Annotated in this window: 16 protein-coding genes and 1 tRNA gene; 12 read left to right on the forward strand and 5 right to left on the reverse strand. The window is 57.4% G+C overall.

All coding sequences use genetic code 11. The features are described 5' to 3' along the window. The first annotated feature begins 152 nt into the window (after window positions 1-152). The 4 genes from QZ534_RS02780 (at window position 153) to QZ534_RS02795 (ending at window position 3920) form a co-directional block, all read left to right on the forward strand. Complete coding sequence (locus QZ534_RS02780; protein ID WP_296931205.1) at window positions 153-1028, forward strand: putative selenate ABC transporter substrate-binding protein; 876 nt, start codon at window positions 153-155, stop codon at window positions 1026-1028. Next, a complete protein-coding gene (locus QZ534_RS02785) occupies window positions 1028-1678 on the forward strand; it encodes an ATP-binding cassette domain-containing protein (protein ID WP_296931206.1) in 651 nt (216 codons plus the stop codon). The genes QZ534_RS02780 and QZ534_RS02785 overlap by 1 nt, the downstream gene beginning before the upstream one ends. Window positions 1679-1692: 14 nt before the next feature. Next, window positions 1693-3159 carry an ABC transporter permease gene (locus QZ534_RS02790; protein ID WP_296931208.1) on the forward strand — a complete coding sequence of 489 codons (1467 nt, stop codon included), beginning with the start codon at window positions 1693-1695 and terminating at the stop codon, window positions 3157-3159. 149 nt (window positions 3160-3308) lie between these two features. Continuing rightward, entirely contained in the window at window positions 3309-3920 is a 612-nt protein-coding gene (locus QZ534_RS02795; protein WP_296931488.1) for a hypothetical protein, read from the forward strand. On the opposite strand, the gene QZ534_RS02800 is transcribed toward QZ534_RS02795, so the two are convergent. Both QZ534_RS02800 and QZ534_RS02805 read right to left on the reverse strand, forming a co-directional pair. Further along, a complete protein-coding gene (locus tag QZ534_RS02800; protein ID WP_296931210.1) occupies window positions 3913-4224 on the reverse strand; it encodes a hypothetical protein in 312 nt (103 codons plus the stop codon). The genes QZ534_RS02795 and QZ534_RS02800 overlap by 8 nt on opposite strands. A gap of 84 nt (window positions 4225-4308) precedes the next feature. Beyond that, window positions 4309-4782, reverse strand: a complete 474-nt coding sequence (locus QZ534_RS02805; RefSeq protein WP_296931211.1) for a hypothetical protein — start codon at window positions 4780-4782, stop codon at window positions 4309-4311. 132 nt (window positions 4783-4914) lie between these two features. On the opposite strand from QZ534_RS02805, the gene QZ534_RS02810 reads away from it, so the two are divergent. The 3 genes from QZ534_RS02810 to QZ534_RS02820 are packed head-to-tail and all read left to right on the forward strand — an operon-like array spanning window position 4915 to window position 7137. After that, complete coding sequence (locus QZ534_RS02810; protein ID WP_296931213.1) at window positions 4915-5835, forward strand: ABC transporter ATP-binding protein; 921 nt, start codon at window positions 4915-4917, stop codon at window positions 5833-5835. A 25-nt stretch (window positions 5836-5860) separates the two neighbouring features. After that, window positions 5861-6622, forward strand: a complete 762-nt coding sequence (locus QZ534_RS02815) for an ABC transporter permease (RefSeq protein ID WP_296931215.1) — start codon at window positions 5861-5863, stop codon at window positions 6620-6622. Continuing rightward, window positions 6619-7137, forward strand: a complete 519-nt coding sequence (locus QZ534_RS02820) for a DUF192 domain-containing protein (RefSeq protein ID WP_296931217.1) — start codon at window positions 6619-6621, stop codon at window positions 7135-7137. The genes QZ534_RS02815 and QZ534_RS02820 overlap by 4 nt, the downstream gene beginning before the upstream one ends. A 27-nt stretch (window positions 7138-7164) precedes the next feature. Here the strand turns inward: QZ534_RS02820 and QZ534_RS02825 are convergent, their stop codons facing one another. Next, window positions 7165-7956 carry an enoyl-CoA hydratase gene (locus QZ534_RS02825; RefSeq protein ID WP_296931219.1) on the reverse strand — a complete coding sequence of 264 codons (792 nt, stop codon included), beginning with the start codon at window positions 7954-7956 and terminating at the stop codon, window positions 7165-7167. Between the two features lie 187 nt (window positions 7957-8143). Between QZ534_RS02825 and QZ534_RS02830 the strand changes: the two genes are divergently transcribed. The 3 genes from QZ534_RS02830 to QZ534_RS02840 are packed head-to-tail and all read left to right on the forward strand — an operon-like array spanning window position 8144 to window position 10061. Continuing rightward, window positions 8144-8287: a hypothetical protein gene (locus tag QZ534_RS02830; RefSeq protein ID WP_162841257.1), complete on the forward strand. Its 144-nt coding sequence runs from the start codon at window positions 8144-8146 to the stop codon at window positions 8285-8287. A gap of 38 nt (window positions 8288-8325) precedes the next feature. Further along, entirely contained in the window at window positions 8326-9204 is an 879-nt protein-coding gene (locus QZ534_RS02835; RefSeq protein WP_296931229.1) for a DMT family transporter, read from the forward strand. Between the two features lie 53 nt (window positions 9205-9257). Further along, on the forward strand, window positions 9258-10061 hold the full coding sequence (locus QZ534_RS02840) for an enoyl-CoA hydratase-related protein (protein ID WP_296931231.1): 804 nt from the start codon (window positions 9258-9260) through the stop codon (window positions 10059-10061). Here the strand turns inward: QZ534_RS02840 and QZ534_RS02845 are convergent. Both QZ534_RS02845 and QZ534_RS02850 read right to left on the reverse strand, forming a co-directional pair. After that, window positions 10062-10148: transfer RNA gene (locus QZ534_RS02845), tRNA-Leu, on the reverse strand. A 76-nt stretch (window positions 10149-10224) separates the two neighbouring features. Continuing rightward, window positions 10225-10866, reverse strand: a complete 642-nt coding sequence (locus QZ534_RS02850; RefSeq protein WP_296931234.1) for a class I SAM-dependent methyltransferase — start codon at window positions 10864-10866, stop codon at window positions 10225-10227. Window positions 10867-11049: 183 nt separating this feature from the next. On the opposite strand from QZ534_RS02850, the gene QZ534_RS02855 reads away from it, so the two are divergent. Both QZ534_RS02855 and cydB read left to right on the forward strand, forming a co-directional pair. Next, entirely contained in the window at window positions 11050-12492 is a 1443-nt protein-coding gene (locus QZ534_RS02855; protein WP_296931236.1) for a cytochrome ubiquinol oxidase subunit I, read from the forward strand. A 2-nt stretch (window positions 12493-12494) separates the two neighbouring features. Beyond that, a complete protein-coding gene (gene cydB / locus QZ534_RS02860; RefSeq protein ID WP_296931238.1) occupies window positions 12495-13496 on the forward strand; it encodes a cytochrome d ubiquinol oxidase subunit II in 1002 nt (333 codons plus the stop codon). Window positions 13497-13543: the final 47 nt, after the last annotated feature.

The following is a 13543-nucleotide window of genomic DNA, read 5'->3' on the forward strand; positions in this document are numbered from 1 at the left end:
ATAAAAAGAGGCTCTCGGGTCTGAGCCGTTTAAACCCGCAAACCGTATAGCTGTTCAGAGTTAACGTAAATCAAGGTATCCTGCGAGGCATCGAGAAGCGTTGACTTACCTCGTATTGAATCCCACACAGTCTGGCACAGTAAGGAACTCCAATGGCCCTTAATCTTATACGGAAATTGATGTTTTCCAGCCTTTTTTGTTTCACCGCGGCAACCGCATCGGCTGAAACCTTCGTATTCACCGCCATCCCCGATGAAGACGAAACCAAACTGGTCGAGCGATTCAAGGGTGTGGCCGACTATCTTTCCCAGGAACTGGACGTAGACGTGCGCTACATTCCGGTTAAATCCTACGCCGCGGCGGTCTCCGCATTCCGTAACAACCAGGTGCAACTGGCCTGGTTTGGCGGGCTATCCGGTGTACAGGCACGTCGACTGGTGCCCGGCTCCGAGGCCATTGCCCAGGGTGTGGAAGATGAAGCATTCCAGACCTATTTTATTGCCAATACCAGCACCGGCATCGAGCCTGCCGAAGAGCTGTCCGCGCTTGAAAGTGAATTGAAAGACAAAACCTTCACCTTCGGCTCCAAAGGTTCCACTTCCGGGCGTCTGATGCCCGAGTTCTACATCCGTGATGTGTTTGGTGCCCAGCCGGAGGATTTTTTCTCCCGCGTTGGGTTCAGCGGCAACCACACCCGCACCCTGCGCCTCGTTGAAGCCGGCACCTATCAGGTTGGCGCACTGAACTTCCAGGTCTGGGAGAAAGAGCTTGCCGACGGCAACATCGACACCGACGCCGTTCAGGTAATCTGGGAAACCCCACCCTACCCGGACTACCAGTGGACTATCCGCGGTGACGTCAACGAGCGGTTTGGAGACGGCTTCAAGGAGCGTGTAACCCAGGCTCTGCTGAACCTGGACGACCAGGCGTTGCTGGAAAGCTTCCCACGTTCCGGTTTCATTCCTGCATCCAACGACGACTACGAGCCCATTCGCAAGACAGCGGAAGAGATTGGAATCCTGGACTGATGTCAGGGTTTGATCTTGCAGGTCTGACAGCCTCTTTCGGCGGTGAGCGGGTTATAGGCCCGCTCTCGTTGAGAGTTCAAAAGGGCGAACGGGTCGGGCTGGTTGGTAAAAGTGGTGCAGGAAAATCCACGCTGATCCGCCTGATTCATGAGCAGGTAAACCGGGAATCTTCTCTGGTTCCTCAGGATCTCGGGCTGGTTAACGCTCTGCCTGTGTTCCATAACGTTTTTATGGGCCAACTGGACAAACACGCTACCTGGTACAACACGCTCACGCTGATCCGTCCGTTCTCGAAGGATCGAGACGACGTGCGTGAGCTGTTGAGAACCCTGGGTATGGCAGAGAAATTCTGGTTGCCTACAGCCTCGCTATCGGGAGGCCAGCGTCAGCGTGTGGCCATTGCCCGTGCGGTATATCGTAATGCCCCGGTACTTCTGGCTGATGAGCCTATATCGGCCCTGGATGGTCCCATGGCACATCTGGTAATGGATCTGTTAAGGGAGCGGTTCCAGACCAGCGTTATTGCACTGCACGATGTCGACATGGCACTGCAGTACTGCAGCCGGATTGTCGGTATTCAGGATGGCCAGGTGGCCCTGGACGAATCCAGTGAGCGCCTGACTGCCACCGACGTAACGTCGCTGTACTAGGGAACGGCCTCTTCATGCTTTCTTCCCCAACGGTCCGCACCAGCTTTATCTTTGTTGCCGTCGCCCTGATCGGCTTGCTATTCGCGGACATTGCAATCACGGCATCCAATCCGTGGCGAGACCTCGGTAACTTCTTCCTCGGGGTTGTAACGCCCAACTTTTTCAGCAGCGAGGGTCTGATGACCGCCCTGCTGAGAACGGTTGCCTTTGCTTTTGTCGGAGTAGCACTGGGAAGCGTTTGCGGTTTCCTGTTGTCGCTGATCTACCGTTTCCTACCGGTGCGCATTTTCTGTGCTTTTATAAGGGCTATTCACGAGCTCTTCTGGGCCCTTATCTTTCTGCAGTTTTTCGGCTTCCATCCGCTCACCGGTGTGCTGGCAATCGCCATCCCTTATTCCGGGATCTTCGCCAAGGTGTATTCCGAAATCCTGGATGAAGCCGACCCCGAGCCAAGAAGACTCTTGCCTCCTGGCACCGGAACGATTGCGGCGTTTCTTTACACCCGGATTCCGGACTGCTGGGTCCAGCTTCGCACCTATACAGCCTATCGCCTGGAGTGTGGCCTACGTTCAAGCGCCATTCTCGGGTTCGTAGGGCTGCCCACGCTGGGCTTCTATCTGGAATCCTCGTTCTCGCAGGGGCTCTATTCCGACGCGGGCGCAATGCTCATTCTGTTTTATGTACTGATCGCAACCATGCCTTTGTGGGTTAAGCCGAAGATCCTGCCCTTCTACATTGTGGGCGCGCCCTTCTTCCTTGGTGATGGCTTGCCCATTGTCTGGGGCAACGTTGAGCGTTTTTTCACAGAGGACATTGTCCCCAGTCCACTGCGTGATGGTGAGGGCCTTGCCGGGCTGATCCCCTGGTTCAACGATCTGATGATCAACCAGGCCATGCCCGGCATCTGGAATACCGTGATACTCACACAGATTGCGCTGGTGGCCACCGGTATCCTCACCCTGCTCGCTTTCCCGCTGATCTCCAACCACTTCGGTGGCCCGGTTCGGCGCACATCCGGCCATGTGTTTCTGGTTATTGCCCGTTCAACCCCGGAATACATCCTGGCCTATATTCTTCTGCAGCTCTGGGGGCCCTCGATGTTGCCTGCGGTGGTCGCGCTTGCGCTTCATAACGGCGGGATCATCGGTCATCTGATAGGCCGGCAGACCAATGGCATTCGTCTGCGGCCAGACGCGCCAACCGGTTTCAACCGTTACAGCTGGGAACTTGTGCCGAGGATTTACCGGTCATTCCTGGCTTTCCTTTTCTATCGCTGGGAAATCATCATGCGGGAGACTGCCATTCTGGGCATTCTCGGGATCTACACCCTGGGCTTCTACGTCGACAGCGCGATCCAGAATATCCGTTTTGATCGCGCCATGGTGCTCATTCTGATAACCGCCCTGCTGAACATTGGCATCGACGCCCTCGGCCGCTACATTCGCCGCAAGCTGGCCCTTCAAACCATGCCCACCTGTTAATCAGTGACGCTAAGGATCCGTTGCGATCCTCGTCACAGTTCCGTCATTTCAGTCAATCCGGGGCCCGTTAATGGCGACGGGTTAGCGGTATGAGCAGGATACATTCCGTTACACTCTGATCACTTTCTGCAACATTCAGAGTTCTGGTGATGATAGTTAACGGATTGATTGTGTTTATCCAGATGGGGCTTCTGGCCCTGCTTGTCCTGCTCGCCATAAGGATGATCACACTGGTGCGCACAGAGCCCCTGGCGGCGGGCCATCAGAAGGTCTGGCAAGGCAAACAGTCCGGTGAGTCTCATTCCCCAGAATTTACCGCTGGCACCTCAGAATGGCCTGTTGCAGTACGCAAACCGGTTGTCGATGCGGCCCCGGACCGTGCCGAGCTCATTACCCGGCTGCATATTCTGGCAGGGCTTCAGGAAAGGGATTGCCGTGTTAACGGCCTGGAACTGTCAACGGCGCCAGACGCCGTCAAGGCTTATGCCGCTGCCTGGCTCTATGGTGCCGGATGTGCCCTCAGCGATAAAAGCACCCGACACTCGACAGCGCTTGCCGGCATCGTTGCCCAGATTGCCAGTCGAAAAACCGGACTTCGCCAGCCGGAGGCGGTTCAGGCGATATCAACATTGACGGCCAGTACGGTTTTCCTGGCCTGCTTCAGGGCGGGATTGGAAGGGGCGGAATTCTGGCGGTATAACCACTACGTACCGCCAACATCGAGTCTTTACGAGGCTATTACCGCTAACGCGTTTATTTAACGGCCTGTTTGGGTGCGGTTTCAAGCACCCAGTCGGTGCCCAGCGCCACAGGTTCGGCGTGATCCTGTTCGTCTGCACGGCTGCCGGTAATTTCGGGCCGGCTGAACCCGCCATCATCGGTATTGGCCATGCTGTCCACGTCTACCGAACGCACCACATAGGTCACGCCATCGGCCAGTACTTTGGCCCGATGCGTCAAGCCGAAGACAAACCGGCAGTAATCCAGCTTGAGCTGAATCAGATCCTGCTCGGCCTTGCGGATTTTTCGCAGCAGTACTTTCTGAACGCTATCTCCGTAATCCATCACGTTGTCCCTGGTAGTGGCGATAGAGTGATTTTACACAATCCCGGCCCTTTGTCAGCCGACTGGCCGCCAGATCCCGCGGGCTCAGTGGGGTTCGGCCTGAAAAACCAGCTTCACCGGGATGCCTTCGATGGGCGCTTGCCCCTGCTGCAGATCGATGCGCCAGGTCATGGTGGCATCCACTGTACACAACGGCGCCGTGAACCGTGCCGAGTATTCGTTCCCGGTTCGGTTGCCCAGAGGCACCGGGTACTCGCCCATATACATGGATTCCCCCCGGAGCACCGCAAGAAAACGTTCGGGCCGCTGCGGCGTAACAACCGTGAGGCGGTACTCAGTGCCCTGGGCACCCTCGCCCGCCTCACTGAGGCTGACTTCCCAATCCCCCGAGTTGTCTGACCACCGGCACGGGCCTTCCTGGAGCAGCTCGCACTGTTCGGTGGGTGCTGCGCTCTTGCCTTCCCGGCTTTTATCCGCATCCTCAAGCATGCCGGGGCCGAAAACAGCCACGGCAATAAGCCCCAGAATCAATCCTGCCACTGCAATAGCGCGTAACATAACGGCACCCCGAACAAACCTGCCGGGCATTATGGGGATTTCTCCCGCCAAGGCAAAGGTTTCTAAACTGGCGCCTGTCATGAGAAAATACCGCGCCTTCAATTCGACCCATTTTGACCACAGGACACGCCCGTGCAGCCGGATATCTCCGTTAAGCACCTGAGCAAGGTATATGGTGACGGTTTTCAGGCCCTGAAGAACATCAACCTGGAGATCCGCCGTGGCGAAATCTTCGCCCTGCTCGGCCCCAATGGCGCCGGCAAGACCACGCTCATCAGCATCATCTGCGGCATTGTCAATCTCTCTTCCGGCGAGGTAAAAGCGGCCGGCTACGACATTGTCAAAGATTACCGCAAAGCCCGCGAGACCATCGGCCTGGTGCCCCAGGAGCTGAACACCGATTCGTTCGAAACCGTCTGGGATGCCGTGTCCTTCAGCCGCGGCTTGTTTGGCAAGGCGCCAAAGCCGTCGCATATCCAAAAGGTGCTAAAAGACCTTTCCCTGTGGGACAAGCGCAACAACCGCATTATGTCCCTGTCCGGGGGCATGAAGCGGCGGGTGATGATTGCCAAGGCGCTATCCCATGAACCGCAAATTCTGTTTCTGGATGAGCCAACCGCGGGCGTGGATGTCGAGCTGCGCCGTGACATGTGGGAGATGGTGCGCAAGCTCCGGGAAAGCGGTGTAACCATCATCCTCACTACCCACTACATTGAAGAAGCCGAGGAGATGGCGGACCGGATCGGGGTAATCCGGCAGGGTGAAATCATCTTGGTGGAGGACAAGACCCAGCTGATGACCAAACTGGGCAAGAAGGAGCTGCGCCTCCACCTGGCACAAAAGCTCGACAAGGTCCCGGGCGAGCTTACCCTGGAACCGGTGGAACTGTCCGAAGATGGCTACGAACTGATCTACACCTTCGATTCCCAACAGGAACAGGCCGGCGTTGCCAGGCTGCTTCGCACTCTCGGGGATCTGGGAATCGAATACCGGGATCTGCAAACCCGGGAAAGCTCCCTTGAAGAGATTTTTGTCGGCCTGGTGCACGAGTAAGCCCGCCGGCCCAACGGAGAAAGGCATGAACCTTTACGGTATCCGCGCAATCTACAAATTCGAAATGGCCCGCATGCGCCGCACGGTGATGCAGAGCGTGCTTTCGCCGGTGATATCCACCTGCCTGTATTTCGTGGTCTTCGGCTCCGCCATTGGCTCGCGTATGGGGGATATCGACAACATCGCCTATGGGGCTTACATCATCCCGGGGCTGGTAATGCTGTCCCTGCTGATGCAGAGCATTTCCAACGCTTCGTTTGGCATCTACATGCCCAAGTTTTCGGGCACCATCTATGAAGTCCTCTCGGCGCCGGTGTCCTATGTCGAGGTGGTTCTGGGTTACGTTGGCGCCGCTGCAACCAAGTCCGTGATCTTGGGGCTGATCATCCTGGCCACCGCGAAATTCTTCGTGGATTACGACGTGCTGCACCCTTTCTGGATGTTCTCCTTCCTGGTGCTGACCTCCATCACCTTCAGCCTGTTCGGGTTCATCATCGGAATCTGGGCGGATGGGTTCGAGAAACTCCAGATTGTGCCGATGATGATCGTCACACCACTGGTGTTCCTCGGCGGCACCTTCTACTCCATCGATATGCTGCCGGACGTATGGCAGACCGTGAGCCTGTTCAACCCGGTGGTCTATCTGATCAGCGGCTTCCGCTGGGCGTTCTACGGTGTGTCAGACGTTCATGTGGGCATCAGCGTGGGCATGACCCTGGTGTTCCTCACTGCTTGCATGGTGGGCATCTGGTGGATCTTCAAAACCGGCTACCGGTTGCGCTCGTGAAGGCAGCATCGGGAGGTTTTCGAGGGCTGAAAGTCTGGCTTATGCTGGCGTTCAGCTCGCTGATTTACGGGTGTTCTTCAGGCATCGCCGCACCGCAAGAGGGTCTGCCGGTTGTTGAAGCCTGTTTCGTGTCCGCAGCGAGCACAGTGCCGGTAAAACTGGAAGTGGCCAGTAGCGCCGACCAGCGCCAGAAGGGATTGATGGGCCGCACGTCTCTGGCGCCCTACGCCGGTATGCTGTTCGAGTACAGCGAGCTCAGGGAAGCCAGCCACGGCTTCTGGATGTACAAGACCCTGATTCCCCTGGACATCGCCTACCTGAACCAGGACGGTGTGATTGGCAGCATCCGCCAGATGGTTCCCTGCGCCTCAGCCAGTGGCGCGGGCTGCCCCTCCTACCCCGCCGGCGTGCCTTTTATTCAGGCGGTGGAAATGAATGCCGGGTTTTTCCAGGAACACGGAATCGGGCAAGGTGACCGGCTTTACGTCGGAACAGACAATTGCCCGGAGCAATAAGCCCCGGGTTCCTTCTATAAACCCGGTTCAGCTGTCTTTCCACTCCGGCTTTCGCTTCTCCAGAAACGCACAGATACCTTCCTGGGCATCGTTGGCCATCATGTTGTCGGCCATCACTTTCGATGTGTACTCGTAGGCATCTTCCAGCGGCATTTCCAGCTGCCGGTAGAAAGCTTCCTTGCCGATCTTCAGAGTGTGGCCAGACTTATCGGCAATGGTGCGGGCCAGCTTGTAGACCATCTCGTCCAGGTGCTGCTCGTCGACGATCTGATTGACCAGCCCGATGCGTTCCGCCTTCACGGCACCGATCATTTCACCGGTCAGCAGCATTTCCATGGCGTGCTTGCGGGACACATTGCGGGACAGTGCCACCATCGGCGTGGAACAGAACAGCCCGATGTTCACCCCGGGCGTGGCAAACCGCGCCGTATCTGCCGCTACAGCAAGGTCACAGCTGGCCACCAGCTGACAGCCTGCGGCGGTGGCAACACCCGCCACCCGGGCAATCACCGGCCGGGGCAGGTTCACGATCTGCTGCATCACCTTGCTGCACTGGTTAAACAGCGCCAGCTGGAACTCATGGCTATCAAACTGCTCCCGCACTTCCCGAAGGTCGTGGCCGGCACAGAACACGTTGCCGTGGGCGGCCAGGACCACAACCCGGGTTTCCGTATCGGAGGCGATAATCTCCAGTTCTTCTGACAGCGCCTCCAGCATGGCCATGGAAAGGCTGTTTTTCTTCTCCGGCTGGTTCAGCGTGAGCGTGGTAATGCCATTCTCGCTGTACTTGTGCACCAGTTCTGCTGTTTGTTCGGTCATGGGGACACTCCATTTTTAACGTTGCTGCACCGGGCAATCTGCAAACTTACCCAGAGTATTGCTGACTGCGTCTATACTGTCGAAGCGACTTTTGTAGGATGCTCAGTTTTCAGGGCCTTGAGGTTGTTATCGCGATCTGCCGCCCATAGGCTGTTTGTATAAGCCTAAATGCAGAGAGGAAAAACGCATGTCGAAATCGATAATCCTCAAAGCCATCTTTGCCATCGCGGTTATTGGCGGAGCCATCTTCATCATCATCAAAGACGAACCAGCAACACCAACTGGCGACATCAACAGCATCCAGCCGTTGCCAGAACAGGACAACCCTTAAGCTAAACCACAAACCACTCCGGAACAGGCGACCCCACATTGCAGACAACCCGAATCAAAGGACTGACCATCGCCGCCCTCGGCGTGCTGTTTATCGTCCCGGATGCGCTGCTTGTGAAAATCACCTCCGTGGACCCGGTGGTGTTCCTGTTCTGGCGGGGCTTATTGCTGGCCCTCAGTTTCCTTGTGATCAACTGGGCCCGTTACCGTTCCCGGCTGGTGCCTGAAATCCGCAAATGCGGCCGTAAAGGGCTTTTCTGCGCCGGTGCCTTTGCTATCAGCACCCTGGGATTCGTGGTGGGCATGAAGAACACCGCTGCCGGCAATGTGCTGGTAATTCTCAACACCGCACCGGTTATCGCCGCCGTTATTGCCTGGGCGGTCTGGAAGGAGACCCTGCCGCTGCGAACCTGGGTGGTCATCCTCCTGTGTGTGACCGGTGCCACCTTCATGGCCGTGGGAGAATTCGGCAAAGGTGACCCGCTGGGTCTGCTGATGGCGGTGGTTGCCGCCACGGCTCTGGCTTCCAATCTCAACGTTGCGCGCTCCAAACCCGACAGTGACATGAGCGTGATGCTCATGTTCGGAGCCCTGGTGCTGGCAGCCGTAGCCGCTGTGTTTGGTGGAGCCCAGATGCCATCGGGCCGGGACTTCTTCTTTATCGCCCTGCTCTGCCTCGTGTTCCTGCCAACCGCCTGCATTCTGATACAGATTGGCCCACGCTACATTCCGGCGGCAGAAGTCAGCCTGATGCTGCTTCTGGAGACCGTGCTCGGATCCTTCCTGGTGTGGTTGTTCCTGGGCGAAGTGCCGCCGAAGCTCAGCCTGGTGGGTGGTGTCATTGTGTTCTCGGCCCTGGCGGCGCACGGTTGGACGGAGGTCAGCCGATACCGCAAGGCGCGACTGGCAGTTGATTAATCCGGTTCCCGCGCGCGAAGATACGCGCTGATCAAAAACAAGGAACCGCAAACATGACCACCGTACCCCAGCTCACCGACGCATTGCTCACCCTGGAAAACCGGGTAGCCACCCTCACCCTCAACCGTCACGACCTGCGCAATGCGCTGACAGGCTCACACCTGATTGACGACATCGTGACCACCGCGGAATGGGTGAACCAGTGTGACGATGTGTCGGTACTGGTGATCACTGGGGCGGGCTCCGCCTTCAGCGCCGGCGGCAACATCCGGGACATGGCCAACCGCAGCGGCGATTTCGCCGGAGACGTGGCCGAATGCGCCGACCGTTACCGTAAAGGCATTCAGCGCATTCCCCTGGCCCTCCAGAATGTGGAAGTGCCCATCATTGCCGCCGTAAATGGACCCGCCATTGGCGCCGGCTTCGATCTGGCCAACATGGCGGATATCCGCATTGCCTCGGAAAGCGCCAAGTTCGGCGAAACCTTCCTCAACCTGGGCATCATCCCCGGCGACGGCGGTGCCTGGTTCATGCAGCGCCTGATCGGCTACCAGCGCGCGTTCGAACTCACGCTCACCGGCCGTGTGATCGATGCCGCCGAGGCCAAGGAACTGGGTATTGTTCTGAAGGTGGTGCCAGCGGAAGAACTGCTGAACGCCGCAAACGCCATGGCCAACCGCATCGCCAGCCAACCACCGAAAGCCACGCGCCTGACCAAACGCCTGATGAAAATGGCGCCGAGAATGGAGCTGAAGGATTTCCTCGACGTGTGTGCGAACTTCCAGGGCATGTGCCATAACGAGCCAGAGCATCTGGAAGCGGTGAATAAAATGCTGGAGGCTATGTCGAAAAAATAGTGGTGCTCCGGGCCGGAATCGAACCGGCACGACCGTGAGGTCGAGAGATTTTAAGTCTCTTGTGTCTACCAATTTCACCACCGGAGCATTCGGGGGGAGGTTCTGACGGGCAGAATTGTATAAGTCTGCGTGGGGTAACGCAATTCGGATTCTGCCCTCGCGCTCAGGCGGCTGGACTGGCCTTAGCGGGCTTGGTTGCCCTGCCCTTGTAGATGTATCCGGCGATTTTCGGCGCCTTGGGGATATAGAGGTTTTCCAGTTCCTGGATTTCGAAGCCGGCGTGTCGGATCAGGTCGGCGATGTGGCGGTTGAGGTGGCAGCCGCCGGCGAGCTTTTTCCAGCCGGGGGTGATGCGGTGCTGCCACTTGCGGGTACCGTCGTCGGGGGATTCGCCATGTTCCAGGAACAGCAGTTCACCGCCGGGCTTGAGTACCCGCCACATTTGCTGGAGGGCGGCCTGCCAATCGGGAATGGTGCACAGTGTGAAGGTGAGCAATACGGTGTCTACCGAGTGATCTTCCAGGGGAATTTTTTCGCCCGGCAAATCGAGCCACTCTACCTTCACGGGAGACCTTGCCAGATTGGGCTGGGCCTTGCGGCGCATGCCTTCTGAGGGCTCCAGGCCGTACACCATGTCTACCTGGTCTGAATTGTAGAACTCCATGTTGATGGCCGAGCCCATGCCGACTTCCAGTACCACTCCTTTGGCATGGGGAACTACCTGGCTACGAAGTTTCATCACCTGGCCCATGGAGCAAGCGCGGTCTATGATGTGTGGCAGTATCCTGTCTTCGTAAAAGCTCATTGGTTTACCCATACTTGTTTTAAATCAAGGGGTGCGACAAAACGCCCTATCGGGTTTAACGCCATGTTTAGTAGCATGGTAATCATCTGCCGGTAATAACAACACAACAAAATGAGCTAAGGCAGCGGCTGAACGGGTTCGCAGGGCCCGTTTTTTTGATGTGACCGTTACCGGAGGGTTCCCATGGAACTTGATCCTCTCATCTTATCGCGAATCCAGTTCGCGTTTGTGGTGTCATTTCACGCCATTTTTCCGGTGTTTACCATCGGCCTTGCTTCCTACATCGCGGTACTCGAGGGCCTGGCCTTCAAAACCGAAAATCCAGTGTGGGTGAAGCTCTCTGCCTTCTGGACCAAGGTGTTTGCCGTGGTTTTCGGCATGGGGGTGGTGTCGGGCATCGTGATGTCGTTCCAGTTCGGAACCAACTGGAGTAACTTCGCCCAGGCCTCGGCCAACTTCCTCGGGCCGATGCTCAGCTACGAAGTGGTTACCGCATTTTTCCTTGAGGCCGCTTTCCTCGGTGTGCTGTTGTTTGGGCGGGACAAGGTTCCGGCCGGTATCCACTTGCTGGCAGCAATCATGGTGGCGACAGGCACGTTCATTTCCTCTTTCTGGATCCTCTCTGCCAATAGCTGGATGCACACGCCTGCGGGTACCGAGTTGAGGGAAGGCGTTTTCTACGTAACGTCCTGGAGTGAGGCCATATTCAATCCTTCATTCCCTTACCGGTTCAGCCATATGGTTTTGGCCTCGTTCCTGACCGGCGGCTTTGTGGTGGCAGGCGTCAGTGCCTGGTACCTGCTGCTGGGTCGCGAAGTGGAGGCCAACAAGAAAGCCCTGTCCATGTGCCTGTGGCTGCTGCTGTTCATTGCTCCCACCCAGGCCGTAGTGGGTGATTTTCATGGCCTGAATACGCTGGAACACCAGCCGGTGAAGGTGTCAGCGATGGAAGGTAACTGGGAAACCTCCCGCAATGTGCCGTTGCTGCTGTTTGCCATTCCTGACCAGCAGAACCAGCAGAACCTGTTTGAGATCGGCATCCCAAGCCTGGCCAGTTTCATCCTTACGCACGAGTGGGATGGTGAAGTGCCCGGGTTGAATGAAATCGCCGTCGATGAGCAGCCGCCGGTAGCGATTGTGTTCTGGTCGTTCCGGGTTATGGTGGGGATTGGTCTATTGATGATTGCCTTCGCTGTAACCGGTCTGATCCTTCGGGCCGGCGGTCGCTACTGGCGTACCACCTGGTTCCTGCAGGGCATGCGATTCATGAGTGTTGCTCCCTTCATAGCGGTGTTGGCCGGTTGGTTTGTAACCGAAATCGGTAGGGCGCCCTGGCTGGTCTACGGACAGATGACCCAGGCCCAAGCACTTACCCCGTCTCTGACCGGCGGCATGGCGCTGTTTACGCTCATCGGCTATATCGTTGTTTACGCTCTGGTGTTCTCGGCCGGTGTCTATTACCTGATGCGGGTGTTGTATGTGGGTCTCGAAGACCAGGATGAAGACGAACACGAGTCAGATCGGCCGAAGCGTCCGTTCTCCGCCGCACACGTGCCTTTCGAAATCGACCATAATTCCGACGATACTGTTGGTACTGCCAAGCCCACACGCCAGGGAGGTCACTGATTATGGAACTGTTTGATCTGCCGCTTATCTGGGCATTCATTATCGGCTTCGGCATCATCATGTATGTGCTGATGGACGGCTTCGACCTGGGCGTGGGGATTCTCTTCCCCTTCGCCCCGAATGAAGAAGCCAGGGACACCATGATGAACTCGGTGGCCCCGGTATGGGATGGCAATGAAACCTGGCTGGTGCTGGGTGGTGCCGGCCTTCTGGCGGCCTTCCCCATGGTGTATTCCATCTTCCTGCCCGCCCTCTACATTGGCGTGTTCCTGCTGCTGGCCGGGCTGATTTTCCGGGGCGTGGCGTTTGAGTTCCGGTTCAAGGCGCGTACTTCCCGCTACCTTTGGAACTGGGCCTTTGCCGGCGGCTCTACTGTCGCCTCCTTCGCTCAGGGTGCCGTGGTCGGCGCCTATATCCAGGGTTTCGAAACCGCTAACGGGGTCTATGTTGGCGGCGCACTGGACTGGCTCACGCCGTTTACGGTGCTGACGGGGCTGGGCATGCTGGCCGGCTACTCCCTGCTGGGTTCCACCTGGCTGATCCTGAAAACCGAGGGCTATCTGCAGCAGTGGGCTTACAAGATCACCCTGCCCTTGCTCCTGGCGGTTCTTGTGGTCTTTGGCATCATCGGTGTCTGGACGCCCTTTGTGGATGACATGGTCCGTGAACGCTGGTTCTCCAACCTGACCATCATCTGGATTCTGCCGGTCCTGACACTGCTGTGCGCTATCCAGATTTACCGTTCAGTTCGTGATCGCAAAGACGGCATGCCGTTCGTGGCCACCATGGGGCTGTTTATCACCACCTATCTGGGCCTGGTGGTCAGCCGTTGGCCCTATGTGGTTCCGCCGGAATACACCCTCTGGGAGGCTGCGTCCGCCTACGAATCCCAGCTCTTCCTTTTGTTGGGCCTGCTGTTCGTGATCCCGATTGTTCTGGCCTACACGGCCTGGACCTACTGGGTCTTCCGCGGCAAGGTGCGTGCCGGCGAGGGATACCACTAAGTGGCGGAGCCACAGGCCAAGGGTAGCGAGGGTGGCGAGAGGAATGC

Source organism: uncultured Marinobacter sp. (genome assembly GCF_913055835.1).
GTDB lineage: Bacteria > Pseudomonadota > Gammaproteobacteria > Pseudomonadales > Oleiphilaceae > Marinobacter.

What these genes read in the sequence shown, in the direction of transcription:
- QZ534_RS02780 (WP_296931205.1), top strand. Translation starts at nt 153, where the DNA reads ATGGCCCTTAATCTTATACGGAAATTGATGTTTTCCAGCCTTTTTTGT.
- QZ534_RS02785 (WP_296931206.1), top strand. Translation starts at nt 1,028, where the DNA reads ATGTCAGGGTTTGATCTTGCAGGTCTGACAGCCTCTTTCGGCGGTGAG.
- QZ534_RS02790 (WP_296931208.1), top strand. Translation starts at nt 1,693, where the DNA reads ATGCTTTCTTCCCCAACGGTCCGCACCAGCTTTATCTTTGTTGCCGTC.
- QZ534_RS02795 (WP_296931488.1), top strand. Translation starts at nt 3,309, where the DNA reads ATGATAGTTAACGGATTGATTGTGTTTATCCAGATGGGGCTTCTGGCC.
- QZ534_RS02800 (WP_296931210.1), bottom strand. Translation starts at nt 4,224, where the DNA reads ATGGATTACGGAGATAGCGTTCAGAAAGTACTGCTGCGAAAAATCCGC.
- QZ534_RS02805 (WP_296931211.1), bottom strand. Translation starts at nt 4,782, where the DNA reads ATGTTACGCGCTATTGCAGTGGCAGGATTGATTCTGGGGCTTATTGCC.
- QZ534_RS02815 (WP_296931215.1), top strand. Translation starts at nt 5,861, where the DNA reads ATGAACCTTTACGGTATCCGCGCAATCTACAAATTCGAAATGGCCCGC.
- QZ534_RS02825 (WP_296931219.1), bottom strand. Translation starts at nt 7,956, where the DNA reads ATGACCGAACAAACAGCAGAACTGGTGCACAAGTACAGCGAGAATGGC.
- QZ534_RS02830 (WP_162841257.1), top strand. Translation starts at nt 8,144, where the DNA reads ATGTCGAAATCGATAATCCTCAAAGCCATCTTTGCCATCGCGGTTATT.
- QZ534_RS02840 (WP_296931231.1), top strand. Translation starts at nt 9,258, where the DNA reads ATGACCACCGTACCCCAGCTCACCGACGCATTGCTCACCCTGGAAAAC.
- QZ534_RS02850 (WP_296931234.1), bottom strand. Translation starts at nt 10,866, where the DNA reads ATGAGCTTTTACGAAGACAGGATACTGCCACACATCATAGACCGCGCT.
- QZ534_RS02855 (WP_296931236.1), top strand. Translation starts at nt 11,050, where the DNA reads ATGGAACTTGATCCTCTCATCTTATCGCGAATCCAGTTCGCGTTTGTG.
- cydB (WP_296931238.1), top strand. Translation starts at nt 12,495, where the DNA reads ATGGAACTGTTTGATCTGCCGCTTATCTGGGCATTCATTATCGGCTTC.